We start from the raw sequence: 24,292 nt of genomic DNA on the forward strand, positions 1-24,292 counted from the left end.
CATGTGAAAGGATTGCTAGGCGAGAGCAACTCTCAGATCATCGACCAGATCGGTCTTTTCCCATGGGAAGCGATCGCCGTCAGCCGTACGCCCGAAGTGGCCGTAAGCGGCGCTATTGCGGTAGATCGGCTTGTTGAGTCCAAGATGTGTGCGGATCGCACGCGGGGTCAGGCCGCCGAGCTTTTCAATGCTCTGAATGGCTTTCTCCATCGCCGCGTCGTCGACCGAACCCGTTCCATGCGTATCGACATAGAGTGAGAGAGGCGAAGATACGCCAATCGCATAGGCGAGCTGAATGGTGCATTTGGTCGCAAAACCACCTGCAACGATATTCTTCGCCAGATAGCGCGTGATATATGCAGCCGAACGGTCCACTTTGGTCGGGTCTTTGCCGCTGAATGCACCGCCGCCATGCGGCGCCGCGCCGCCATACGTATCGACGATAATCTTGCGGCCAGTGAGACCAGCATCTCCATCGGGACCGCCAATAACGAAGGAGCCGGTTGGGTTGATGTGCCACACGGTATCGTCGGAAATGAAGCCCCTTGGAAGAACGCCGCCCACGACTTTCTTCACATAGCTCTTCAGTTCGGCTTCTTCAGCGCCGGAATCATAGCCTTCAGCGTGCTGGGTTGAAACAACCACAGCGGTGCAGGCAACCGGCTTGCCGTTCTCATAACGCAATGTGACTTGGCTTTTTGCGTCGGGCTCCAGAAATGGGGCGGTGCCGTCTTTCCGGTCCGCCGCCATCTGCTCGAGAATTTTGTGGCTGTAGTCGATCGGCGCGGGCATCAAATCGGGCGTCTCATCGCACGCATATCCGAACATAATGCCTTGGTCACCGGCACCTTCATCCTTGTTCCCGCTCGCGTCGACACCTTGCGCAATATGCGCAGATTGGCCGTGGAGATGGTTTTCGAAAGTCAGCGTTTCCCAGTGAAAACCGTCCTGCTCATAGCCGATTTCGCGGACAGTCTTGCGAACAGTATCTTCGATTTCCTGTTCGACACCCGCTGCCCAATTGCCATCGCTATCCATAATGCCCTGACCGCGAATTTCGCCCGCCAGAACAACGCGCTGCGTTGTCGTCAACGTCTCGCAAGCAACCCGCGCTTCAGGGTCTTTCGAGAGAAACAAATCGACTATTGCGTCGGAGATTTGATCCGACACTTTGTCAGGGTGGCCTTCGGAAACGCTTTCCGAAGTGAACAGATAATCGCTACGCATGATGCCTCATATAAAGAAATCTTTATGTCTGACGCGAGTACTAGCCGCGTCGCAACCGAGTGGCAACCAGCGAAAGCGCAATCGCGAGAAATGCCCAGCCCATGGGCAGCCAGTTGCCGAGTTTAGAGAACAATGTCGGTGCTTTCGCTGGCGGAACGAACCCGTCAATCCGCGCATCGCGGCGCATACCGATATGATCGCGCACAATACCATCGGCATCGATCACCGCGCTGATGCCGGTGGTGGTCGACCGCAGGACCGGCAGCCCTTCCTCGATCGCACGCATCCGCGCCTGTGCCAGATGCTGCGGGGGGCCCCAAGAACCGAACCACCCATCATTTGAGGGATTGAAAATGTAGTCGGGGCGATTGTCCGGATCGACCACATCACCGGAAAACACAATCTCGTAGCATATCTGGATACCGGCATTGCCCCAATCACCAAGCTTCAGCGTTTGCGGGCCGGGACCGGGCCAAAAGTCGATGCTGCCAGCAACGAGACGCGTTGCGCCCAGCGGTTCGAGCAACCAACGCAGCGCCAGATATTCGCCATAGGGGACGAGGTGCGCCTTGTCGTAGCCAGCAACAAGCTCGCCCTGTTCATTGATTGCCGTGACCGCATTGCGGGCACCGGCCGCTCGGCCATTCTCAATCTCCAGATCGACATTACCGGTCAGCAGCATCCCACCCTCGCCAGCGACACGGCCCAGCCGGAAGCGCGCCAATGCCGGATCGGCATTGACTGTCATCTGCTTATAGTAGCGCTGCGGATAACCGTCGCGGATGTAATCGGGAACGCCAGATTCCGGCCACAGCACCAGACGTTTTTCCACGTCTCGCTGCTTCCTCGACAGCAAAGCCGAGCGGATAAAATGCCCCTCGAATTTGGAGGCATCGTTGAGCTCCTCCTGCCGGATATCGGGCTGGATCAGCGTGAATGCTAGCGTGCCCTCGCGTTGCTCCGGGACGATAAGATACATCCCCGCTATCAACGGCACTGCGACCAAAAGCGCAGTCAGAAGCTTGCGCCTGAAGGCCAACGCAAGGAGCATTGCGGTAATCACAATTACCAAGCCTGATAGCGCATATGTACCAACCCACGGCAGGGCGGCAGCCAGGCCAGGACTGTTGAAAGGCCCCAGCAACACCAAGCCAAGCGGATCCCATGCAAAACCGGTAAATACCCAACTACGCAGCCATTCGGCGATCGCCCAAGTCCCGGCGAAAAGCAGGCCGAACCAGCCTATGCTTTGATGGCGAGAGAGTAGTTTGGCAGCCATAGCCGCAAGCGCGGGATAAACCGCGAGATAGAGCGCCAAGAGCGGCACCGCGACCCAGCCGAGGGCCGCCGGCATTTCCGATTGGTAAGTGAACGCTGTCGCGATCCAGTTGTTGGCCAGCGTGAAATGGCCAACGCCGAACAACCAGCCGCGCATCGCCGCATCGCGCCAACCAGTCGCCGTGAAGATCAGCCAGATCAGCCCGGCTATTGCAAGCAAGGTCAGCGGCCAGAGGGCCAATGGCGGAAAACCTGTTGCGGCCAGCGCGCCCAAAAGCAGCGCAAGCCAGCGCGGTCTAGCCAACGAAAATTGCGCAAAACGGGCGAGAGCAGTCATCGAAAAACCCTCTCTTACCCCGCTATTGTACGATTACGCGTCTACCGAAGCTTCGGCTGCGCCGTCGCTGTCTTTGTCTACAACTTTGCGGCGGCGCGGCGCGCGTTTCGGTTTTGGAGCCTCTTCGCCCTCGGAGGCACCGATCGCTGGCGGCAATGCGCTTACGTCGAGCTCGCCATTATCGGCCGAAGGCTTTTTGGCGCGTGGTTTGCGTGGGCGCTTTGTCTCACGCGTGAACGGGTTCTCTCCCTCTTCACCTTCGTTGCCCTTGCCCGATGGATCTTCGTCGCCATCATCCTGATCGCGCCTAGCACGGCTACGTCCGCGACCGTTGGGCTTGCCACCATCGTCATTCTGGTCATCACGGCGACCGCGTGAACGGCGGTTGTTTTGCCTGCCGTCATCATCGTCACCGCCGTCCGAATCATCGGAATTGTCGCCGCGTTCATCCTGACGTTTGGCGCGTGCCTCGTCCTGACGGGCCTTATTATCGGCGATTACGCGGAAATAGTGATCCGCGAATTGCAGGTAATATTCCTGCTGGACGCGGTCACCATTATGATAGGCGTCCTGCGCCAGCTTCTTGTATTTGTCGAGCAGCTGAGGGGCATTTCCGCGTGCACGGTTGTCAATCCGGTTCTGAGCGTTCGGATTGCCGCCCTGATTCCGGTTATTGTTGCGACCACCACCTCGGCGACGATTGTTATTGCGATTATTATTCAAGGAATTCTCTTCCCGGTAACGACCCATAGCGGCGTTGTTCATGCCGCCCGGCCAAATGACCTAACCACGCCCACATTATCGCGAATCGTGGATGCCCCGTTTGCATTTTGCCTGTTTTCCGGTCGCATTGACGCCGAGGCGCAAGCCGTTCGCAAATGGTGGAGCTAGACCGGATTGAGGGCGAAACCGCCGAAAACCGCTGATCTGTTTATAGGCGTAACCCCTGTTTTGCCCTTTGCCAAGCCTTTATCGCAGCAAGAGAGCACGCGGCCTGTGGGCAAGATCGTGATGAAGCTCGACAGAGAAACCCTCTTTGGAAGCAATTTCGGTGACGGCAGCTGCCTGAGTATGCCCGACTTCCAGCACAGCAATACCCGTCTTGGCAAGCAAAGCGCGCAATTGCGGAATGATGATGCGGTAGTCATCAAGACCGTCTTTTCCCGCAAAAAGAGCCCGAGCCGGTTCATAATCGCGCACATCGGGTTCCAGATCGGCATCCTCTTCCACATAAGGCGGGTTCGCGACAATCAGATCGAACTGCCCCAAACCATCACGCCAGCCCGCTTCGCTCCAGTTGCGATGCAGAATATGTACGCGATCTGATACGCCAAGCCGCGCCGCATTCGACGCTGCAACGGCCATCGCCCCCAAGGATGCATCGATTCCCGTGCCGCTGGCATTCGGCTTTTCAGCGAGCAATGTCAGCAGAAGCGCACCCGATCCGGTACCAAGATCAAGAATGCGGGCATCATCCGGGCAATGCGACAGCGCCGCATCAACAATCGTCTCACTATCACCGCGCGGGATCAGCACGTCTGGCGTCACCAGAAATTCGCGCCCGTAAAACTCCTGATGGCCGAGAATATGGGCAATGGGTTCGTGCCGCTGCCTGCGTTCAACCAGCCGTTCGAAGTGCGGCGGCACTTCGAGATCCCCGGCACGCAGCAGCATGTCCGAGCGGGACATGTCCAACGCCTCCGCCATGAGCAATTCGGCATCGAGCCGCGCGGTACCGGAAGTTTCGGCGAGCAGCTTCGCGGCATCGCGCAAGGCTACGGCGACAGTCATGCCGTGCTCACGAATCGAGAGAGGCCAAACGCTTCGCCTCGTCCTCGGCGATCAGCGCATCGACCAGTTCGGTCAGGCCTGCCCCCTCAAGCACTTCGGGCAGCTTATGCAGCGTCAGGCCAATCCGGTGATCGGTCACCCGGCCTTGCGGGAAATTATAGGTACGGATGCGCTCGGAGCGGTCGCCCGATCCCACCATTGCCTTGCGGGCCTCGGCTTCTGCACCATGCGCCTCTGCGCGTTTCAGATCGTAGAGCCGTGTGCGCAGCACCTGCATCGCTTTGTCGCGGTTCTTGTGCTGGCTGCGCTGGTCCTGCTGGATCACCACCAGACCCGTCGGCAAGTGGGTAAGGCGCACGGCCGAATCGGTCGTATTGACATGCTGACCACCCGCGCCCGAGGCGCGGTAAATATCGACTTTCAGATCATTGGGATCGACATGGACATCGACCTCGTCCGGCTCGGGCAATACCGCCACGGTGGCTGCCGACGTATGGATGCGTCCGCCGCTTTCGGTCACAGGCACACGCTGGACGCGGTGAACCCCGCTTTCGAATTTCATCTTGGCGAACACACCGGTGCCGGTGACGTTGGCGACAATTTCCTTAAAACCGCCAACTTCGGACGCGCTCATACTGACCGGCTCGACTTTCCAGCCCTGTTCGGACGCGAATTTCTCGTACATCCGGTAGAGATCGCCCGCGAACAAAGCTGCTTCATCGCCGCCCGTGCCCGCGCGGATTTCGAGCATTGCTGGACGCGCATCGGCGGAATCGCGCGGCAACATCGCAATGGCCAGAGCGCGTTCTTTATCGGGCAGACTTTCGCGAAGCTCGGCCAGCTCTTCCTCGGCCATCGCTTTCATTTCTGGATCGGAAAGCATGTCTTCCAGCCCGGCAATCTCCTCGCGGATCGCCTGCACGTCCTGCGCACTGCGCGCGACCGGCTCCAATTCCGCATAGTCGCGGCTCGCCTTGACGAACTCCTCGCCCTCCAACGTACCCGACGCCATCCGCGCTTCGAGCTCGGCGAAACGGTTGACGATCTGGACAAGGCGGGTTTCAGGGATGTTCATGAGCGTTGGAAGGCGACACTTGGGCGACAAAGGCGACAGGGTGTCAACTGACCGATTTCTTTCTATCTATATGAATTTGCGATGTAATATTTGGAACGCGAAAATTGGAGTCTTCAGGGTTGGCCCCGGGGGTCTGCGGTTGAATGAGTTGTTTCCCAGAGGCAATAGCGAAGGATGGTGCCTGTAGGAAAGAAGAATGCTCTCATTCCGTCATCCCGGCCACCGAGCCGGGATCCAGCTTCACTGCAGCCCCACCTAAGAAAAAGCTTGACCCCGGATCAAGTCCGAGATGACGAATATCCTAACTCTTCGAGAACTTGCCGCGCTTGTCTGTGTATCTCAGAGTCTGGCGGGGACTGAAGGCGAAAGTCGACTTTACCGCCTACCTTGCGCAGTGGGATCAAGACATGGGCATTGATCTTGACGGCCTTATCATAGCGCTTCCTCGGTGATCCCGCCACAATCCAGTCTGCACTCAGGCCTGCTTCTCTGAACGCTCTCATGGCAGAGTGCCCGATTTGGATTAGTTCATCATCTTCGACCGCTAAGATAATGTTGAGTAGGTTCGCCGAATCATATTGCTGTTGACCAACCAGCATCGCCAACCGCTCGATACCCGCAGCCCAGCCCACCGCTGGCGTAGCTGGTCCACCAAGATTCTCGATCAGCCCATCATAACGCCCGCCGCCGAGCACCGTGCTCTGGCTGCCCAGCGCATCCGCCGACGCACTCCCCTCATCCGGAATAAATTCAAACGCCGTGTGCCGGTAATAATCCAGCCCGCGCACCAGCGCCTCAGCCCGCTTCCATTTAACACCGGCTGCATCCAGCCCGCTGGTCACCGCTTCAAAGAACGAACGCGCTTCATCTGACAGGAAGTCATCGATCTTGGGCGCATCGGCGAGGAAAGGTTTGTCCTTGCGATCCTTGCTGTCGAGAATCCGCAACGGGTTCTTCTCCAACCGCTCCTGCGAATCGTCGCTCAACTGGTCTTTGACCGCACGGAAATATTCGACCAGCGCCGCGCGCCATGCCTCGCGGCTTGCGCCATCACCCAGTGTATTGAGGTGCAGCGTCACGTCCTCGATTCCCAGCTCTTTCAAAAGCTGATCGGCCATCGCCAGCAATTCGACATCGGCCTGCGGTTCGCCCGCACCGATAATCTCTGCATCGATCTGGTGGAACTGGCGGTAGCGGCCCTTTTGCGGGCGTTCGTAGCGGAATAGCGGGCCATGCGTCGCGAGTTTGAGCGGCGCGTGCTGCTGCCAGCCATTGGTCAGGTATGCCCGCGCAATGCCGGCGGTAAATTCGGGCCGCAGCGTCAGCGAGTCCCCGCCGCGATCCTCGAACGAATACATTTCTTTCGATACGACATCGGTTGTTTCGCCGAGCGAGCGCGCGAACACTTCGGTCTTTTCAAACACCGGCATTTCCGCGCGGCGGAAGCGGTAGAGTTTGCGGACGCGCTCGAAAGTCTCGACGACGAAGGCAAAACCTTCCGCATCGGGGCCGAAAATATCCTGCGTTCCGCGTATCGCTTTGGGCGTGTTCTTGCTCATGGATGCCGCTTAGGCGGTTGCCGCGCCGCTCGCAATATGGCCCGCGATATAGTCCCTTTACCGCAGTGCAGCATTTTCTTGCTTGGCCTGCATGGCGGTGGCAGCTAGTGGAGCCTTATGGATATCAGCAAACTCACCATCGGCGACAACCCGCCCGAAAGCCTCAACGTCATCATCGAAGTGCCCACCGGCGGCGAACCGGTGAAGTACGAATTCGACAAGGATTCAGGCGCTCTGTTCGTCGACCGCATTCTGCACACGCCGATGCGCTATCCGGCCAATTACGGATTCGTTCCGCACACGCTCTCGCCCGATGGCGACCCGCTGGATGCGCTGGTAATATCGCGCAGCCCGTTCATCGCCGGCTGCGTGGTTCGCGCGCGCCCGATTGGCGTTCTCAATCTGGAAGACGAGCATGGCGGGGATGAAAAGCTGATCTGCGTGCCGGTCGACACGACTTTCCCGTATTATTCGGATGTCGGTGAGACCAAGGATTTACCCTCGATCATTTTCCAGCAGATCGAGCATTTTTTCACCCACTACAAAGATCTTGAGCCTGAAAAATGGGTCCGCGTCGGCAATTGGGGCGATGCCGAAGAAGCCAGACGGGTTGTGCTGGAAGCTATCGAACTGGCGAAGAAATAGGCTTACTCGACCGGGCGGCTTGAATCGAGCAGATCGTTCTCGTCGGGTTCGGCTGCGCGCTCGGCTTCAACCATGTGTCCAACCTGATTGTCGGGCGAAACATCCTCGCTCTGCGCTAAGGTTGACGCTTTCTTCGCAGGCTTATCCTTTACCGGCCCGGGGTCGGTTTTCCCGGTGTCTCCCGATGCAGCCGAAATCGACGCATCGCCCTGCAGATTGAGCGGCGCGGAAGAATCGAAACGCAGGCGGTAAATTGGCTCGGGCAGCGCAAAGCCTTCCGCTTCCAGCGCATCCTTCACCGCATGAATAGCGCGGCTGCGCGCCTTGTGCCAATCGGCCTCGCGTTGATCGATCCAGCCGAGATAGCGGATCACGATGTTGGAATCGCCGACCTGCTCGACCCGCGCGGTCGGCTCGGGATCGCCGAGAACAAAATCGAGACCTTTCAGTATTTTGACGCCCAATCGCCGCGCGGCTGTCGGATCATCTTCTGCATCGACACCGAGCTCGAAATCGAAGCGGCGCTGGGGGTTGCGGGTGTAATTGACAATGACCGCTTTGAATACAGTCGAATTGGGGACACGCAAATGATTGCCATCCAATGTCATCAATACCGTGGCGCGGCTGGTCAGGCGGATCACCCGCCCTTCCAGATCGCCGATCAGCACATGGTCGTTCGCGCGGAATGGCTGGCGCAGGCTGAGCATCAGCGAAGCGACGTAATTCTCGATTGTATCGCGCATGGCAAAACCCAGCGCGATACCGATCACACCCGCACCGCCCAGCACTGCACCCAGCAGCGCGCCTGCGCCTATCATTTCCAGAGCAATCACGATGCCGCCGACGACAAAGACAAAGCGAATCGCGCTGGCAACCAGCTCGGCAAGAAACACATTGGGGGTGACTTTGCGCCAGAACGCGGCGAAGCCCGCTATAATATAGCCGAGCACGCCGATAACCAACGCAACCAGCAGCGCGGCAGCCAGTAGCGGCAGAAACTTTACAAACTCAGCGAATTTGTCGGAGATACTGCTCAATGCACCGAGATTCTGCCCGACAGAGAGATCGCGTTCGATTCTGTTCTGGACGGCAACAACGCCTTCGACTTGTCCGGCCAGCCGTTCGGCTTCGTCGATATCCTCTTGCGTCGCGAGAATTCCGGACAGCGTAACGACGCCTTGCTCGACCTCTACCGAGATCTCTGAAAGCCCGTCGAGCGCTCCGAAAAAGCCGCGAATGCGGTCCGCAATCTGCTGATCGGCGCCAGGTTCCACCTCCGCATTGATTGTCTGGTCTACGCTCGCATCCTCTGCAGCCGCATCGCTGGCTGGCGGCACAAGAGCAAATGCTGGTGCGGCCAAGAGGCCAATTGTCAGGATTAAGCTCAGCCAAAACGCGCGCATATTCATTCCCCCGCTATCGTCATGCCATCGACCCGTAATGTCGGGACGTTGATGGCGCGGTACATTTCCAGGTCATTCGCCGCTGTCAGGCTCGCAAACATATCAATCAGATTACCGGCAATTGTAAAGTCGGAAACCGGGCCAGAAATCTTGCCGTCTTTAATCCTGAAGCCTGACGCACCGCGGCTGTAATCGCCGGTAATGCCGTTGACGCCCTGGCCGATCAGTTCGTTCACCAATACGCCATCCTGAATGTCGGCGATGAGTTCATCACGCGTCACTGCGCCCGCCTCGAGATGGACATTGCTGGCCGCAACACCCGGCGAGCCGCCTGAACCGCGCGATGCGTGGCCGGTTGGCGTCAGTTCCAACTGCTTGGCCGAAGCGGCATTGAGCAGCCAACCGGTGAGCCGGCCATTCTCCACCAATGCGCGCGGAGCGGTCGGCAGCCCTTCACCATCAAAGGGGCGTGAGCGCGGCCCGCGCAATCTGTGCGGGTCGTCCATGATCCGGATCGGTTTTGCGAACAGATCATCCTCCAAACGGTCAAGCAGGAAACTCGATCGGCGGGCAATTGCCATTCCGCTCATTGCACCGAGCAAATGCGAGACAAGCGTTCCCCCTACCCGCGGATCGAACACGACCAGCATTGGCCCGCTGGGCAAAAAGCCGGGATTGAGCCGCGCAACCGATCGCTCACCCGCATTTGCGCCGATGAATTGCGCCGCTGGAAGATCGGACAAATGCCGTGCGACGCGGTAATCATAGTCGCGCTGCATAGCCTCGCCTTCCCCCGCGATCATGCTCACGCTCAGACTGTGGCTGGTGGCTTCGTAGCCAGCCGAAAAGCCATGGCTGGTGACCAATGCCGAGATCGACCGGGAGAAACCGGCACTGGCGCCATTGCTGTTGGTCACACCTTCTACCGCGCGCGCAGCGTCCTCAGCTTCCAAAGCACGCGCTTTGATTTCACTTGGCGTAGGCTCCGCCGGATCACACACATCGAGATCGCGCGGCGCACCGGTGGCAAGCAAATGTTCGGGAGCCAATCCCGCATAGGGATCTTCTGGTGCCAGTCTGGCCATGGCCACAGCGCGTTCGGCCAAATCGCCCAGCCCGCTTGCAGAAAAATCGCTCGTGCTGGTGGTTGCGAAACGTTTCCCCGCGAATACGCGCAGGCCGATCTCTTCGCCTTCCGACCGCTCAACATCTTCCAGCGCACCGAGCCGGACAGTGACGCTTTCCGATGCACTCGCTGCCGTTACGGCATCAGCCGCATCAGCACCTGCCTTGACCGCAAGCTCGATCAATCGCGCGCAGCGATCCTGCGCCTCTGAAGAGGTAATCATGTCAGTAGCTGGCCCGTAACATCATTCTGCGGACCTAGGGTGGCTGATGGGCAGAGGCAACGCCCTGCCGTGCTGTAAGCGGCTAAATTAACCGGCAGCGGCCCGGAAAATGAAGGTCAGCGCCACCGGCAAGCCAATCGCCGCGACCCACAAAAGCGTCAAATCACGCTTATAAGCAGGAGCAAAAGAAGGATCGACCGCTTGTTCATCGCTAAGATTCTTCCAGCGCTTCTCAAACTTGCGCAAAGCCGGAATGACTGCGGCGACCAATATACACAGAGCGAATAGAGCACCTGTTTTGAGACCCGTCGCTTTCATCGCGCCGACAGTCGCGAAAATATGGATCGCAGTATATACCAGCAGAGCATAGGCTACGTGGTCGCTGATGCTCTTGCGCCAGTCTTTCGTCTGAGCTGCAGTTTTGTTTAGCGCCTTGTTCACGCGCACTCTCCCAATGTCCTCGTCCCTCCCAGGAGTATTTCAAAGTCTGGCCGTACAATCAAGGCCGGTAACCACAATGATGCCTCCTCGACATTTTCAGCCCCATTGCATGAATACCATGCACGAATCTTGCCAGTTTGTAGAAAACGGCTTCTCAACGTGCCTCTGAATGCTACATGGGACGCCTATGAGTATGCAGGAAACCGCAGAACGCCCGGCGGCCGAGGGGCCAACCATCGCCGCGACGGCCCCACTTCCCAATGGTGGCTTGGAAGTGATTTCCATCGCCAAAAGTTATGACAAGCGCGCGGTCCTGACCGATATCTCGCTGACCGTCGGCAAGGGTGAAGTGCTTGGCCTACTCGGGCCCAACGGTGCCGGCAAAACGACTTGCTTCTATTCGATCATGGGATTGGTGAAGCCGGATTCGGGCCGCATTCTGATGGATGGTGACGACGTGACCAAGCTGCCGATGTATCGCCGCGCGATTCTGGGCTTGGGATATTTGCCGCAGGAAACGAGCATTTTTCGCGGAATGACGGTCGAGCAGAATATCAACTGCGTGCTCGAAATGGTTGAGCCCGATGCCGATACGCGTTCGGCGGAGTTGGAGCGGCTACTCGGCGAATTCGGTCTGGAGCGTCTCAGGACTTCTCCCGCCATGGCACTGTCGGGCGGTGAGCGCCGGCGGTGTGAAATCGCGCGCGCGCTGGCGGCAAAACCATCGATTATGCTGCTGGACGAACCGTTCGCCGGTATCGACCCGCTGTCGATCAGCGATATTCGCGATCTTGTAAAGGATTTGAAGACGCGCGGTATCGGCGTGCTCATCACCGATCACAATGTTCGTGAAACGCTCGAAATCGTCGATCGCGCCTGCATCATCTATGGCGGGCAGGTGCTGTTCGCAGGTGCGCCGCAAGATCTTGTTGCCGACGAGAATGTGAAACGCCTCTATCTGGGCGAAGGTTTCACCCTGTGATGAGAATTCCGGCGGGACATTGATCCATGGCCTTAGGTCCGCGCCTAGACCTTAGACAGTCACAATCGCTGGTGATGACGCCGCAATTGCAGCAGGCGATCAAGCTGCTCGCATTGTCCAATCTGGAAATCGAAACTTTCATCGGTGATGCTCTGGAAGCCAACCCGCTGCTCGAAGCTGGCGATCTTCGCAGCGAGGACACCCCGGTCATTGATGAGGCTGTCAGCGAACCCACCGCCGATGCACCCGCAGGCCAGGAGGCCGCGCTCGACATCGACAAAACCGCGATTGATGTGGACCGCGATACCGGAGACGGTGAATGGGGCGCTGCGGGCTCGGGCGCGCCAGCCGGTGATCTGCCGGGGATCGAAGAAAACAGCGCGGATTCCATATCGCTGGCCGACCATTTGCACGATCAGATAGGTGCAGCGTGCTGCGGTGTCCGTGAGGAGTTCATCGCTCGCAACCTCATCGGACAACTCGATGAAGCAGGGTATTTGCGCGGCCAGCTACGCGAGATAGCAGCGGAACTTGGTGTTTCGCTTGCAGAAACCGAACAAGCGCTAAAGGCCGTCCAGACGCTTGACCCGACCGGCGTGGGTGCGCGTAACTTAAGCGAATGCCTCGCTCTGCAAGCCAAGGAAATCGATCGCTACGATCCCTGTATGGAGCGCCTGATCGAAAATCTCGATCTGGTCGCCAAGGGTGAATTCGCCCGCCTCAAACGGATGTGCGATGTCGATGACGAGGATTTTGCCGACATGCTCGGCGAACTGCGCGCATTCGATCCGAAACCCGGCCTTGCCTATGGTGGTGCGCCCGAAAGCGCGGTCGTTCCTGACATTCTGATTGCGCAGAACGAAGCGAATGGCTGGGACATAAAGCTCAACGAAGCGACACTGCCACGCCTTGTGGTCAATCGCGGTTATTTCATCGAACTCAAGCAAGGATGTACCGATAAAGAGTCACGCGGATGGCTTAATGAGAAGCTCAATGATGCGAACTGGCTGATCAAGGCGCTCGACCAGAGACAGAAGACAATCCTCAAAACCGCCGCCGAAATTGTGAAGAAGCAGGACGGCTTCTTTCGAAATGGTGTTTCGCAGCTGCGCCCGCTAACGCTGCGCGAGGTTGCCGAAGAGATCGAAATGCACGAAAGCACGGTCAGCCGGGTAACTTCCAACAAATATCTCCACTGTGACCGCGGCACTTTCGAACTCAAATATTTCTTCATGAGCGGAGTGGGCGGCGGCGCCGATGGCGAAGGCGGCGCATCGTCCGAAAGCGTCAAAGCGCGGATCAAAGCGCTCACCGATGCAGAGGACCCGAAGAAAATCCTGTCGGACGACAAGCTCGTCGAAATGCTCAAAGGCGAGGGCTTCGACATCGCCCGCCGCACCGTCGCCAAATATCGCGAGGCGATGGGAATTGGCAGCAGTGTGCAGCGCAGACGGGCGAAAAAACTGCAGGCTTTGGGGTGAGTCCCGAAGGCAACACCAAAAAAGTGTTAACGGTCTTTACCGCGCGTTAACCTTTTTTGTTCAGATGTTGTGTGGTTAATCCGCGGCAACACCTCTTAGCGAAGTGTTACCAAACGAATTTGGGCGATGAAGGGGAACCACCCATGCGTGTATTGTTGATCGAAGACGAGCCAACAACAGCGAAGGCCATCGAGCTGATGCTGACGACTGAAGGCTTTAACGTCTACGCAACCGATCTGGGCGAAGAAGGGCTCGATCTGGGCAAGCTGTATGATTACGATATCATCCTGCTCGACCTGAACCTGCCAGACATGCACGGCTATGACGTGCTCAAGAAACTGCGTGTAGCCAAAGTGCAAACGCCGGTTCTTATCCTCTCGGGCATCGCCGAAATGGACAGCAAAATCCGCAGCTTCGGCTTCGGCGCTGACGACTATGTGACCAAGCCGTTCCACCGCGAAGAGCTGGTTGCCCGCATTCACGCCGTTGTGCGCCGTTCGAAAGGCCACAGCCAATCGATCATCCGCACCGGCAAACTGGCGGTGAACCTCGATGCGAAAACTGTCGAAGTCGACAGCGCCCGCGTTCACCTGACCGGCAAAGAATACGCCATGCTGGAGCTTCTTTCGCTCCGCAAAGGCACGACGCTCACCAAGGAAATGTTCCTCAACCACCTTTATGGCGGCATGGATGAGCCCGAACTCAAGATTATCGACGTCTTCATTTGCAAGCTGCGCAAGAAGCTCAGCCATGCATGTGACGGCGAGAATTACATCGAAACAGTGTGGGGCCGTGGTTACGTTCTGCGCGATCCGGAAGCCGCCGCAGAAGCTGCCTAATTCTTCAGTCTCCTGATACAGCGAGAACGCGCCCTGTGTTGAAGAACTCAGGGCGCGTTTTTGTGTGAGCTGTTTGTATTAGCCCCTCAGTCGCCGGATGGGACGCGGATGCGTCCCGCCCGGCGACTGAGGGACAAAAACAAGAGACTCCCCCGCTTGAGGCAAAACAAAAAACATGTATGCGCAGCTCCATGACTGCTCATAAGCCCGGCGACCCCACAACACTCAACCGACTCTATGGCCGCAGCCAAGGCAAACCTTTGCGTGCGAGCCAACAGGACCTGGTCGAGAATTTCTTACCGAAGATTGCGGTGCCGCTGGAAGGCGACATCACATCGCAAGGCCTGTTCGGCGACGATCGGCCAATGCATTTCGAAATCGGCTTCGGTTCGGGCGAACATATGGCCGACCGCGCCGACATGCTGCCCGATCACGGCTTTATCGGCGCCGAACCCTTCTTGAACGGTGTCGCAGGCGCGCTCACTCACGCCAAAGAGCGCGGGCTTGCCAATATCCGGATCCATCACGGCGATGCGCTGCAAGTGCTCGCCCGTATTCCCGATGGGGCGCTCAGCTTTGTCTATCTGCTGCATCCCGATCCATGGCCCAAAGCGCGCCATGCGAAGCGCCGGATGATGAATGACGGCCCGGTGCAAATGATCGCAGCGAAGCTCAAAAAAGGCGGCGAGTTCCGCTTCGGCACCGATCATGACATCTATCTGCGCCACGCGCTAATGGTGATGCGCCGCCATACCGACGAGTTCGAATGGCTCGCCGAAAGCCCTGCCGACTGGCAGAACCGCCCCGCGGGATGGAGCGAGACGCGGTACGAAAGAAAGGCCCGTGAAGTGTTTGGTCACGAGGTCTGGTATTTCAGGTATCGGCGGAAATAAGATCACGGATTAGTGGGAGAAAGCGGGTGCTGGCATCATATCAAAACTATCCGATAGGGCTGAGGCTGATGTTCACGTGCACTGGCGCAGTCGCCGTGAGCGCAGCCTATTGTCTGCTCTACAATTATTTCGCCGGTAATCCGGAGACCCTGTTCAACGCCGCTGCGTGGGGTGTTATAAACATCGTCCCGTGGATCGCAGCCGTAGAAATAGCGCGTCACTTCCGCACGCTGCGGGCGGTATGCTGCGCGCTAACCGCGGCGATGGTCCTGTCGCTCGCCATCGAACTACCGATTTACGGGGAGTACCGTAGTGATTTGAGTTTTGAGATCGTGCGCCGACTACCGGGAGTAGCAGTGTCGGTAGCGGTACTCGGCATACTGGCGCTCAGGCCGCGTCCCCACCGGGCAAAAGATGCGGCGATCGATATGCGGCTGGAGCACTTTGATTGGGCGCGCGCCGCAGGCAATTATGTTGAACTGCACCGCCACAATGAATCGCCCGTGCTTATCCGATCGACGCTGTCGGCATTGCTCGACCGAGATACGGACGGGCTTTGTCAGATACACAGATCGTACATTGTCCGGCGTCAATTGGTGACACGGCTGGATCGTCAGGGCGTTCTACTCGCGAATGGCAAGCGGTTACCGGTTGGCAATGCTTTTCGGGATGCGCTCAATTTCGTCCCTTCATCCCAGCGATCTTGATACGAAGCGAATTCGCGGCACCTTTGCCGCATGATTTATCGCATCCTATCCGCGGCCCTGCTCCTGTTCGGTTTCGCTGTCCCGACCTATGCGTCGACACCAAAAGACAATGCGCTCGAGCACCGGACAGTTTCCGTTTCAACGACCGATGGCCTCGCTCTGTCAGCCTATATCAGCAGGCCGAAAAATTCGCGGGGGCCATTACCTGCATTGTTCCTGACCCAGTGGGTATCCTGCGGCTCTATCGCCCCGCGCGAGGATCGTGTGAGTTTGGAGGAGAAGCTGGCGCTCGCCGCCGGCTACGCCCTTATCCGCGTTGATCGAGCCGGAGAGGGATCGAGCGAGGGCCCGGGCTGCGATGCACTCGATTACAATACCGAGGTGCGTCACTACCGCGAAGCATTGGACCAATTGTCGATAGACCATTGGGTCGATCCACACCGAATTGTCATTTACGGCAGCAGCTTGGGCTCCACGACTGCGCCGCTTGTCGCCGACGGAATGAACGTGGCCGGAGTTGTCGTCCAAGGCGGCGGGGCGCTGACTTATCTCGAACGGATGCTGCATTTCGACCGCCAGCAACTCGAACGGCAAGCCGATTTCCACCCACAAACCATTCACGCAGAGATGCTGCGCCGGATGGAATTTCAGCGTTATTATCTGCTCGACAAGATGACCCCGGAAGCGATTGAAGATGCCCACCCCCATTTGGCAGGGGTCTGGGACTCGCTGCTGGGAACCGATACCAAACCGCATTATGGCCGCCCCCACTCATGGCACTGGCAGGCAGCTGAGAAAGACTGGCTATCGGCTTGGACGCGGATCAATGCGCCCGTGATGGTGGTGTATGGACAATATGATCAGTTCGAACCCCGCCAAAGCCATCGCATCATCGTCGATACACTCAACCGGCTGCGCCCCGGCACTGCGACATGGCTCGAAATTCCGCGTGCTGGTCACGGGCTGCGTATCTACCCGGACCCGGTTTCTGCTTATGCATGGACAGGCGGGAAAAACCGCCCCGAATTGTTTGTCGACCCCGTCAGCAAATGGCTACGTTCCGTCGTCCAAGCAGAGTAAACTCACCCGACAACCCCCGCCGCCGCCAGAACGGCCAGGGTCAACACATCGGGGGCAATCGCGGTCATCGGGACGATCTGCACCGGCTTTTCCATGCCGATCAGCATTGGGCCAATCGTGTCATCGCCCCCAAGCTCGCGCAGGATTTTCGCAGACAGGTTCGCCGATTGCAGGCCTGGCATGACCAGCACATTGGCCGGACCGGACAGGCGGTTGAAGGGGTAAAGCTCCATCACTTTCGGGTTCAGCGCAGCATCGGGGGCCATTTCGCCTTCATATTCGAAGCCTGGATCTTCCTTATCGAGAATGGCCACCGCTCCGCGAATATTGTCGAGCCATTTACCGCTGGGGTTGCCGAAGGTCGAATAGGACAGAAACGCAACGCGCGGTTCGTGGCCCATACGGCGCGCAACAGCGGCGGTTTCGCGGGCGATATGCGCCAGCTCCTCCGCGCTCGGACGTTCGTTGATCGTAGTGTCGGCAAGGAATGTGGTGTGGTTTTTGCCGATCATCATATGGATGCCGAACGGCAGCGCGTCTGCTTTGGAATCGAGCACCAGATTCACTTCGCGCGCAGTCTGCGCAAATGTTCGCGTGACACCGGATATCATCGCATCGCCATGGCCAAGCGCGACCAGCAGCGCGGCAAAAACATTCCGTTCCTGATTGACCATCCGACCGACGTCGCGCTGGGTATATCCTTTCCGCTGGAGCCGTTTATAGAGATAGTCGACCATCGCGGGGACATGCTCGCTGTCTTTCGAGTTCTGGATTTCGAAATCGCGATGATCCTCCACCCCCAGCATATGCATTTTGTCGGCGATGGCCTTTGTCCGGCCAACCAGTACCGGTGTGCCATAACCAAAATCACGGAACTGAATCGCGGCGCGCAGCACAACTTCTTCCTCTGCTTCGGCAAAGACAACGCGTTTGGGATTGGCTTTGGCGATCTCATAGGTGTTGGTCAGAACCGATGTGGTCGGATTGAGCCGCGCTTTGAGCGATAGACGATAGGCCTCGAAATCCTCGATCGGTGCGAGCGCCACACCCGAATCCATCGCAGCTTTCGCCACGGCGGACGAAACAACTTCCATCAGGCGCGGGTCGAATGGAGCGGGGATGATATAATCGGTGCCGAATTTGTGGTTCTTGCCGTAAGCCGCCGCGACTTCTTCGGGCACTTGCCGCCGTGCGAGTTCCGCGATCGAATGCGCTGCCGCAACCTTCATCTCTTCATTGATTGCGGTGGCTTGCACATCCAGCGCCCCGCGGAAAATAAACGGGAAACCAAGGACATTGTTCACCTGGTTCGGGAAGTCCGAGCGGCCCGTCGCGATAATCGCATCGGGGCGGACGGCCTTGGCATCATCCGGGGTGATTTCAGGGTCGGGATTGGCCATGGCGAAAATGATCGGCCTGTCCGCCATCTTCTTGACCCATTCCGGCTTGAGCGCGCCTGCTGCCGACAGGCCAAGGAAGATGTCCGCGCCATCGAGCGCTTCTTCCAGCGTGCGTGCCTCGGTCTCGACCGCATGTGCGCTTTTCCACTGGTCAACATTTTCACGGCCCGGATAGATGGGGCCGCTACGGTCGCAAACGGTCACATTGTCATGCGGGACACCGATGCTCTTGATCAGCGCCGTACAGGCCAGCGCAGACGCGCCCGCACCATTGACCACCATCTTCACATTTTTGAAATCTCGTCCGGTCAAATGACACGCATTGATCAGACCCGCCGCCGCGATAATTGCCGTGCCATGCTGGTCATCATGCATGATCGGAATATTCATCCGCTCGCGCAGAGCCTGCTCGATGATGAAGCATTCGGGCGCGGCGATGTCTTCCAGATTGATCCCGCCAAAGCTCGGTTCCATCAGCGCAACCGCTTCGATAAACTTGTCCGGGTCTTCGGTATCCAGCTCGATATCGATCGAATCGACATCGGCGAAGCGTTTGAACAAAACCGCTTTGCCCTCCATCACAGGCTTGGATGCCAATGCGCCCAAATTGCCCATGCCAAGGATAGCGGTACCGTTCGAAATCACCGCGACCAGATTGCTGCGTGCTGTGTATTTCGCGGCGTTGGCGGGATCGTCGGCAATGGCTTGGACGGGAACCGCGACACCGGGCGAGTAGGCCAATGCCAGATCGCGCTGCGTTGCCATAGGCTTGGACGCGACAATCTCGATTTTGCCGGGCCGGATTGTCTCGTGGTAAAACAATGCTTCGCGTTTGGTGAACCCTGCATTTTTGTCGTCGGCCACGTAGCTAATCCCTCTGTTTCGAACTCTTGGTGGCCATTTAAACCAGCTTTGCCCAATGCGATAGGGGAAAGGCATCACGCCGCCCTTCCCGAATCGGATCAGCCCCGAGTAACCCCCGTGCATGGCGGGCAAGTCCACACCGATGATGGAGCAGTATCATGCTCTCAAACAGCAGGCCGAAGGGTGCCTGTTGTTCTACCGGATGGGCGATTTTTTCGAGCTGTTCTTCGAAGATGCCAAGATCGCCTCGGGCATTCTCGATATTGCGCTGACCGCGCGCGGGAAAGACAGCGGAGACCCCGTGCCGATGTGCGGCGTGCCGGTACATTCGGCAGAAGGCTATCTGGCGCGGCTGATCAAGGCCGGCTGCCGCGTCGCAATTGCCGAACAGGTCGAAACGCCCGAAGAAGCCAAAATCCGCGCCAAGAAGGAAGGCACGCCGGCCTCCAAAGCACTGGTGAAGCGCGACATCGTGCGCTTCGTGACCGCCGGTACGCTTACAGAGGAGGCTTTGCTTGAACCGCGCCGAGCCAATATGCTGGCCGCGATCTGCGATGTGCGCGGCTCTATCGGGATTGCAAGCTGCGATATTTCAACCGGACAGATGATCTTGCAGCGCTGCGACCCATTGGATGTTGGCGCGTCGCTGGCGCAAATCGGGGCCAGCGAAATCGTCGCGCCTGACGGTTTCGAGCATGCAGTCGATGATGTGATAGAGCGCCCACGCGGTGATTTCGGCAGCGATGATGGAGAGCGGCAGCTCACGCATATCCACGAGGTCAAAACCCTTGATGCGTTCGGTGACTTCACGCGCGAGATGCTGGCGGCAGCGGGCGGGCTGATCACCTATCTCGACCATGTCGGGCGCGGGAATCTGCCGCTGCTGCTTCCTCCTCAGCTCCGCGCAAGCGACGCGCAGATGGCGATGGATGAAGCAACCCGGGCAAGTCTGGAAATTCTCACCTCCCAGCAGGGAGGGCGCGCCGGTAGTCTGGTCGCCGCCGTCGACCGCTGTGTGACCGGAGCGGGAGCCCGGCAATTGGCCGATGATCTGGCCGCCCCTCTTTGCGATCTAGATGCCATTTCGCAGCGGCTTGCTCTCGTTCATTATCTGCATCAGGACCCGCTCCTAAGGGCCGATTTGCGCGAAGTTCTGCGCGCTCTGCCGGACATCGGGCGAGCCTTGGGCCGGGTGGTGGCTGGCAGAGGCAGCCCGCGCGACCTCGGGCAAATTCGTGACGGCCTGGCAGAAGCGCGGCGGATTCGCGACTTCTTGAGCCAGAAGAGTGACCGCCCGCCCCTGCTCGAAAAGCTGCTGCCAATTATGGGCGGGCACGGGGCTTTGGTGGATTTGATGCAGCGCGCGCTGGTCGCAGCGCCACCGACCGAGCGGCAAAATGGCGGCTTTATCGCGGAAGGCTATGACGCCGCGCTGGATGAGCTGCGGCAGGTGTCGGGCAATGCGCGGCGCGCCATTGCCGCGCTCGAAGCGCGCTACCGCGAAGACACCGGCATCGCCTCGCTCAAGATCAAACATAATGGCGTGCTCGGATATTTCATCGAGGTCCCGCCCAAACATGCCGATGCATTGATGGCACCCGATAGCGGCTTCACGCACCGCCAGACGATGGCCAATGCCGTGCGTTTCAACTCGCTATCGCTGCATGAGGAGGCCGGGCGCATCGCAGAGGCAGGTGGCCACGCCTTGGCCGCAGAAGAAGCCCATTTCGAAGACTTGACCGCGCAAATGGTGCGAGCCCGCCAAGCCATTGCCGCAACCGCATCAGCGCTTGCAAGACTGGATGTTTCCGCAGGACAAGCAGAGCGCGCCGCCGAAGGCGATTGGTGCAAACCGAATATTCGAGACGACACTTGTCTGGATATACATGCCGGGCGGCATCCGGTGGTTGAGGCAGCCCTGGCGGCAAGTGGTGATCGCTTTGTCGCCAATGATTGCGCGCTCGATATCGACGATCGGCTGTGGCTCATTGGCGGCCCGAACATGGGCGGTAAATCGACATTTCTGCGGCAGAATGCGCTGATCGTGTTGCTCGCTCAGGCAGGCGGTTATGTTCCTGCAACCAGCGCAACAATTGGTCTGGTGGACCGGCTTTTCAGCCGCGTCGGCGCATCGGACAATCTTGCACGCGGGCGCTCCACATTCATGGTCGAGATGGTCGAAACCGCGGCCATCCTCTCACAAGCGACCGAGCGCAGCTTTGTGATTTTGGACGAAGTCGGGCGCGGCACGTCGACCTATGACGGGCTGGCGCTCGCTTGGGCTGTGGTCGAGGCGGTTCACGAAACCAATCGTTGTCGCTGCCTGTTCGCCACGCATTATCACGAACTGGCGCGCCTCGCAGACAGCTGCGACGCGCTCTCGCTCCACCATGTTCGGGCGCGCGAATGGAAAGGTGACCTAGTGCTGCTGCACGAGCTGGCGGAAGGGCCCGCAGATCGTAGCTACGGCCTTGCAGTGGCGCGCCTGGCAGGCATTCCCAAGCCGGTCGTTTCGCGGGCCAAATCGGTTCTCGACAAGCTGGAGAAAGGCCGTGCGGAGACTGGCGGCCTGGCTGCCGGCCTGGGCGATCTACCGCTCTTCGCAGCCGCCGCCGAGCCAGCAGAAGAGAGCGCGGATGCCAAGCTCCGCGAGAAGCTCACCGAACTTGATCTTGATTCTCTATCACCCAGAGACGCGCTTGATTTGCTGTACGAGTTGAAGCAAGCAGCACGGTCTACCGAAATTTAAGGATTCTGGGGCAAATATCGCCGCATGGGTTCCTTTATCTCTCGCAACAGCCTCGCATCGCTGTTTTTCCTCGGGCTGATCATGTTCGGGATATCCCAGCTTGTCGGTTCGGAAGGCGAAGACGGCTTGCTGATGAGGATAACGAAGGATTTCACGGGCGAAGCAGAAAAAACGCCGGCAAAAGCCAATCCGGCACCCGTTGCGGCTCCAGTACAAACAGCACCGGATGTCGCCGAACCAGACGCGGGATTTTTTGAAGACAGCGACCTCATCGACAGGGCAGAGGGCTTCAATCCTGCGCCCACTCTTGATCCCGGTTCCGGCAACAATGCCACCGACGAATCCATACTCTTGCCTCCGGAAGCACTACCTCAACCGGTCGGACCTGCGCCAAGACGGCTGTCCAATGCTCCCCTCACCGCTGGACCATCCGGCCCGCCAACCGCAGGCATGGTTGTCGGCGACGGTATAAATATCGTACCAGGTGGGGATGACGAAGAAGAGTGATTCTAACGATTTAGCCGAACAGCGCACCGATTGGGCCGAAGACCGGACCGATCTCGCTGAAGATCGCACCATCCAAGCGACCGAGCGAACCTACGCGGGGTGGTTGCGTACGGCATTCGCCGCCATCGGTATTGGCCTCGGCTTCCGCGCGGTGTTTGGAGAATTCGAGCCGCCATGGCTGGCCCAGGCAATCGCAACCGTTTTTATCATTCTGGGCGGGATTATCTCCTGGCAAGCCCAGAAAAACGCCTGCAAATCGCTGTCGAGAATGGACCCGCACGAAGTCGATGTGCCCAAACCGCTGCAAATGCGGTGGCTGAGCTATATCATCAGTGCGGCTGCGTTCATTTTGGCGATCGCGCTATGGCTTCTTCACCAGCCGGAAGCGCTTTAGCGCGTATCAGCTGCCGTCGCCGCGCAGACCATCGGGTTTGACGCTCTTGCCGTATTTGTCGACATTGTCATCGTGATTGGGTTCACCGGCATAGGCATCCATATCAATCCGGCCCGAGCTTTCCATGTCGCGCATGTGATCGACCGTATCCTGCGCCGAACTGCCTAAAGGCTCGCCATCGCGATTGACCTTCGCGCTTTCGGTCGGACTTGATGTCTCGCCCGTAATTGCACGTGCTTGCTCGGCGACTTCCTGGGCTTGCGAGCGGTGGTCATCCTGCTCGTCATTATGCGTTTCGGGCGCAAGATCGGCCTGGCGCTGTTCTTGGCTGAGCGGTTTTGGATCGGTCATTTGAAATACTCCTTTGCCTCACCAACGGCCGGGCATGGCAGAGTGTTCCGAACTACCGTGTAGGAACAGGAGTTTCGCCCGAATAATCGTAGAAGCCGCGCCCTGTTTTGCGGCCCAGCCATCCGGCTTCGACATATTTCACAAGCAAAGGCGCGGGGCGATATTTGCTGTCGCCCGTGGTGTCGTAGAGCACTTTGATAATCTCGAAGCAGGTATCGAGACCGACGAAATCGGCCAGCTGCAGCGGGCCCATCGGGTGGTTCAGACCAAGGCGGCAGCCTTTGTCGATATCTTCGATATTGGCTGTGCTTTGCCCCAATACGAAGATCGCTTCATTGATCATCGGAAGCAGAATCCGGTTGACGACAAAGCCGGGCTCATCCTGCGAAAGCACGACTTCCTTGCCGAGGCTTTCGGCGAAAGCGATGATCTGGTCGGTCGTGTCCTGAGCCGTGGCCAAGCCGGGAATCACCTCGATCAGGCCCATCACCGGTACCGGATTAAAGAAGTGCAGTCCGATAAACCGCGCTGGATCGGGCGCGAAATTGGCCATTCGGGTAATCGGGATCGAGCTGGTATTGCTCGCCATGATCGCATCATCGCGCAGGACTTTGCCGGCCGCTTCGAAAATCGCTTTCTTGATATGCTCCTGCTCGGTCGCAGCCTCGATAATCAGATCGGCCTCAACCATCGGCGCATTCTCGCCAATCGGGGTAATCCGCGAAAGAGCTGCTTCAACATCGGAAATTTCGATTTTGCCGCGCCCGACCAGCTTGCCAAGCGCTGTCTCGATACCGTCTTTGGCTTTTTCAGCCACTGCCAGATCGATATCCGATAGCATGACTTGAATGCCATGCTGCGCCACGGTCTGGGCAATGCCCGACCCCATCTGACCTGCACCGATTACCGCGACTTTCCGCATCAACATATCCCTTCGCAA

At 58.4% G+C, this 24,292-nt stretch carries 22 protein-coding genes; 10 read left to right on the forward strand and 12 right to left on the reverse strand.

Annotated features, from left to right (window positions below):
- Nucleotides 1-15 precede the first annotated feature (15 nt).
- From metK to hisS, 6 genes are all read right to left on the reverse strand, one after another.
- Nucleotides 16-1,227, reverse strand: a complete 1,212-nt coding sequence (gene metK, locus GRI35_RS00725) for a methionine adenosyltransferase (protein WP_160612251.1) — start codon at nt 1,225-1,227, stop codon at nt 16-18.
- Nucleotides 1,228-1,267: 40 nt separating this feature from the next.
- Nucleotides 1,268-2,842 (reverse strand): apolipoprotein N-acyltransferase, encoded by a 1,575-nt coding sequence (lnt, locus tag GRI35_RS00730; RefSeq protein ID WP_160612252.1) that lies wholly within the window; start codon nt 2,840-2,842, stop codon nt 1,268-1,270.
- 33 nt (nt 2,843-2,875) lie between these two features.
- Complete coding sequence (locus tag GRI35_RS00735; RefSeq protein WP_160612253.1) at nt 2,876-3,565, reverse strand: DUF4167 domain-containing protein; 690 nt, start codon at nt 3,563-3,565, stop codon at nt 2,876-2,878.
- A 246-nt stretch (nt 3,566-3,811) separates the two neighbouring features.
- On the reverse strand, nt 3,812-4,633 hold the full coding sequence (gene prmC, locus GRI35_RS00740) for a peptide chain release factor N(5)-glutamine methyltransferase (RefSeq protein WP_160612254.1): 822 nt from the start codon (nt 4,631-4,633) through the stop codon (nt 3,812-3,814).
- Between the two features lie 7 nt (nt 4,634-4,640).
- Nucleotides 4,641-5,708: a peptide chain release factor 1 gene (gene prfA / locus GRI35_RS00745; protein ID WP_160612255.1), complete on the reverse strand. Its 1,068-nt coding sequence runs from the start codon at nt 5,706-5,708 to the stop codon at nt 4,641-4,643.
- Nucleotides 5,709-5,986: 278 nt separating this feature from the next.
- Nucleotides 5,987-7,267, reverse strand: coding sequence for a histidine--tRNA ligase (gene hisS, locus GRI35_RS00750; RefSeq protein ID WP_160612256.1), 1,281 nt, complete (start codon nt 7,265-7,267; stop codon nt 5,987-5,989).
- A 117-nt stretch (nt 7,268-7,384) separates the two neighbouring features.
- Here hisS and ppa point away from each other — a divergent pair, with 117 nt between their 5' ends.
- A complete protein-coding gene (gene ppa / locus GRI35_RS00755; RefSeq protein ID WP_160612257.1) occupies nt 7,385-7,912 on the forward strand; it encodes an inorganic diphosphatase in 528 nt (175 codons plus the stop codon).
- A gap of 2 nt (nt 7,913-7,914) precedes the next feature.
- On the opposite strand, the gene GRI35_RS00760 is transcribed toward ppa, so the two are convergent.
- The 3 genes from GRI35_RS00760 to GRI35_RS00770 form a co-directional block, all read right to left on the reverse strand.
- The gene (locus GRI35_RS00760) at nt 7,915-9,315 is read right to left on the reverse strand and encodes a mechanosensitive ion channel family protein (protein WP_235900085.1); all 1,401 of its coding nucleotides are present in this window, start codon (nt 9,313-9,315) and stop codon (nt 7,915-7,917) included.
- Between the two features lie 2 nt (nt 9,316-9,317).
- A complete protein-coding gene (locus GRI35_RS00765; protein ID WP_160612259.1) occupies nt 9,318-10,664 on the reverse strand; it encodes a TldD/PmbA family protein in 1,347 nt (448 codons plus the stop codon).
- Nucleotides 10,665-10,751: 87 nt separating this feature from the next.
- Nucleotides 10,752-11,105, reverse strand: coding sequence for a hypothetical protein (locus GRI35_RS00770; RefSeq protein ID WP_160612260.1), 354 nt, complete (start codon nt 11,103-11,105; stop codon nt 10,752-10,754).
- Nucleotides 11,106-11,298: 193 nt separating this feature from the next.
- Here GRI35_RS00770 and lptB point away from each other — a divergent pair, with 193 nt between their 5' ends.
- From lptB to GRI35_RS00800, 6 genes are all read left to right on the forward strand, one after another.
- Complete coding sequence (gene lptB / locus GRI35_RS00775; protein WP_160614668.1) at nt 11,299-12,087, forward strand: LPS export ABC transporter ATP-binding protein; 789 nt, start codon at nt 11,299-11,301, stop codon at nt 12,085-12,087.
- Between the two features lie 26 nt (nt 12,088-12,113).
- On the forward strand, nt 12,114-13,568 hold the full coding sequence (gene rpoN, locus GRI35_RS00780) for an RNA polymerase factor sigma-54 (protein WP_160612261.1): 1,455 nt from the start codon (nt 12,114-12,116) through the stop codon (nt 13,566-13,568).
- A 143-nt stretch (nt 13,569-13,711) separates the two neighbouring features.
- Complete coding sequence (gene ctrA / locus GRI35_RS00785; RefSeq protein WP_160604897.1) at nt 13,712-14,407, forward strand: response regulator transcription factor CtrA; 696 nt, start codon at nt 13,712-13,714, stop codon at nt 14,405-14,407.
- Between the two features lie 191 nt (nt 14,408-14,598).
- Complete coding sequence (gene trmB, locus GRI35_RS00790; RefSeq protein ID WP_160612262.1) at nt 14,599-15,300, forward strand: tRNA (guanosine(46)-N7)-methyltransferase TrmB; 702 nt, start codon at nt 14,599-14,601, stop codon at nt 15,298-15,300.
- Nucleotides 15,301-15,368: 68 nt separating this feature from the next.
- Nucleotides 15,369-16,007, forward strand: coding sequence for a LytTR family DNA-binding domain-containing protein (locus GRI35_RS00795; RefSeq protein ID WP_160612263.1), 639 nt, complete (start codon nt 15,369-15,371; stop codon nt 16,005-16,007).
- Nucleotides 16,008-16,037: 30 nt separating this feature from the next.
- Nucleotides 16,038-17,087 (forward strand): alpha/beta hydrolase family protein, encoded by a 1,050-nt coding sequence (locus GRI35_RS00800; RefSeq protein ID WP_160612264.1) that lies wholly within the window; start codon nt 16,038-16,040, stop codon nt 17,085-17,087.
- Between the two features lie 2 nt (nt 17,088-17,089).
- Here the strand turns inward: GRI35_RS00800 and GRI35_RS00805 are convergent, their stop codons facing one another.
- Entirely contained in the window at nt 17,090-19,351 is a 2,262-nt protein-coding gene (locus tag GRI35_RS00805; RefSeq protein ID WP_160612265.1) for an NADP-dependent malic enzyme, read from the reverse strand.
- A 121-nt stretch (nt 19,352-19,472) separates the two neighbouring features.
- Between GRI35_RS00805 and mutS the strand changes: the two genes are divergently transcribed.
- The 3 genes from mutS to GRI35_RS00820 are packed head-to-tail and all read left to right on the forward strand — an operon-like array spanning nt 19,473 to nt 23,001.
- A complete protein-coding gene (gene mutS, locus GRI35_RS00810; protein ID WP_202390471.1) occupies nt 19,473-22,100 on the forward strand; it encodes a DNA mismatch repair protein MutS in 2,628 nt (875 codons plus the stop codon).
- A gap of 24 nt (nt 22,101-22,124) precedes the next feature.
- Nucleotides 22,125-22,607: a hypothetical protein gene (locus GRI35_RS00815; protein ID WP_160612266.1), complete on the forward strand. Its 483-nt coding sequence runs from the start codon at nt 22,125-22,127 to the stop codon at nt 22,605-22,607.
- Entirely contained in the window at nt 22,591-23,001 is a 411-nt protein-coding gene (locus GRI35_RS00820; protein ID WP_160612267.1) for a YidH family protein, read from the forward strand. Before GRI35_RS00815 ends, GRI35_RS00820 begins: the two co-directional genes overlap by 17 nt.
- Nucleotides 23,002-23,007: 6 nt before the next feature.
- On the opposite strand, the gene GRI35_RS00825 is transcribed toward GRI35_RS00820, so the two are convergent.
- Nucleotides 23,008-23,352, reverse strand: coding sequence for a hypothetical protein (locus GRI35_RS00825; protein WP_160612268.1), 345 nt, complete (start codon nt 23,350-23,352; stop codon nt 23,008-23,010).
- 52 nt (nt 23,353-23,404) lie between these two features.
- Nucleotides 23,405-24,274, reverse strand: a complete 870-nt coding sequence (locus tag GRI35_RS00830) for a 3-hydroxyacyl-CoA dehydrogenase NAD-binding domain-containing protein (RefSeq protein ID WP_160612269.1) — start codon at nt 24,272-24,274, stop codon at nt 23,405-23,407.
- Nucleotides 24,275-24,292 lie beyond the last annotated feature (18 nt).

The sequence above is a fragment of the Pontixanthobacter aestiaquae genome (assembly GCF_009827455.1).
Taxonomy (GTDB): domain Bacteria; phylum Pseudomonadota; class Alphaproteobacteria; order Sphingomonadales; family Sphingomonadaceae; genus Pontixanthobacter; species Pontixanthobacter aestiaquae.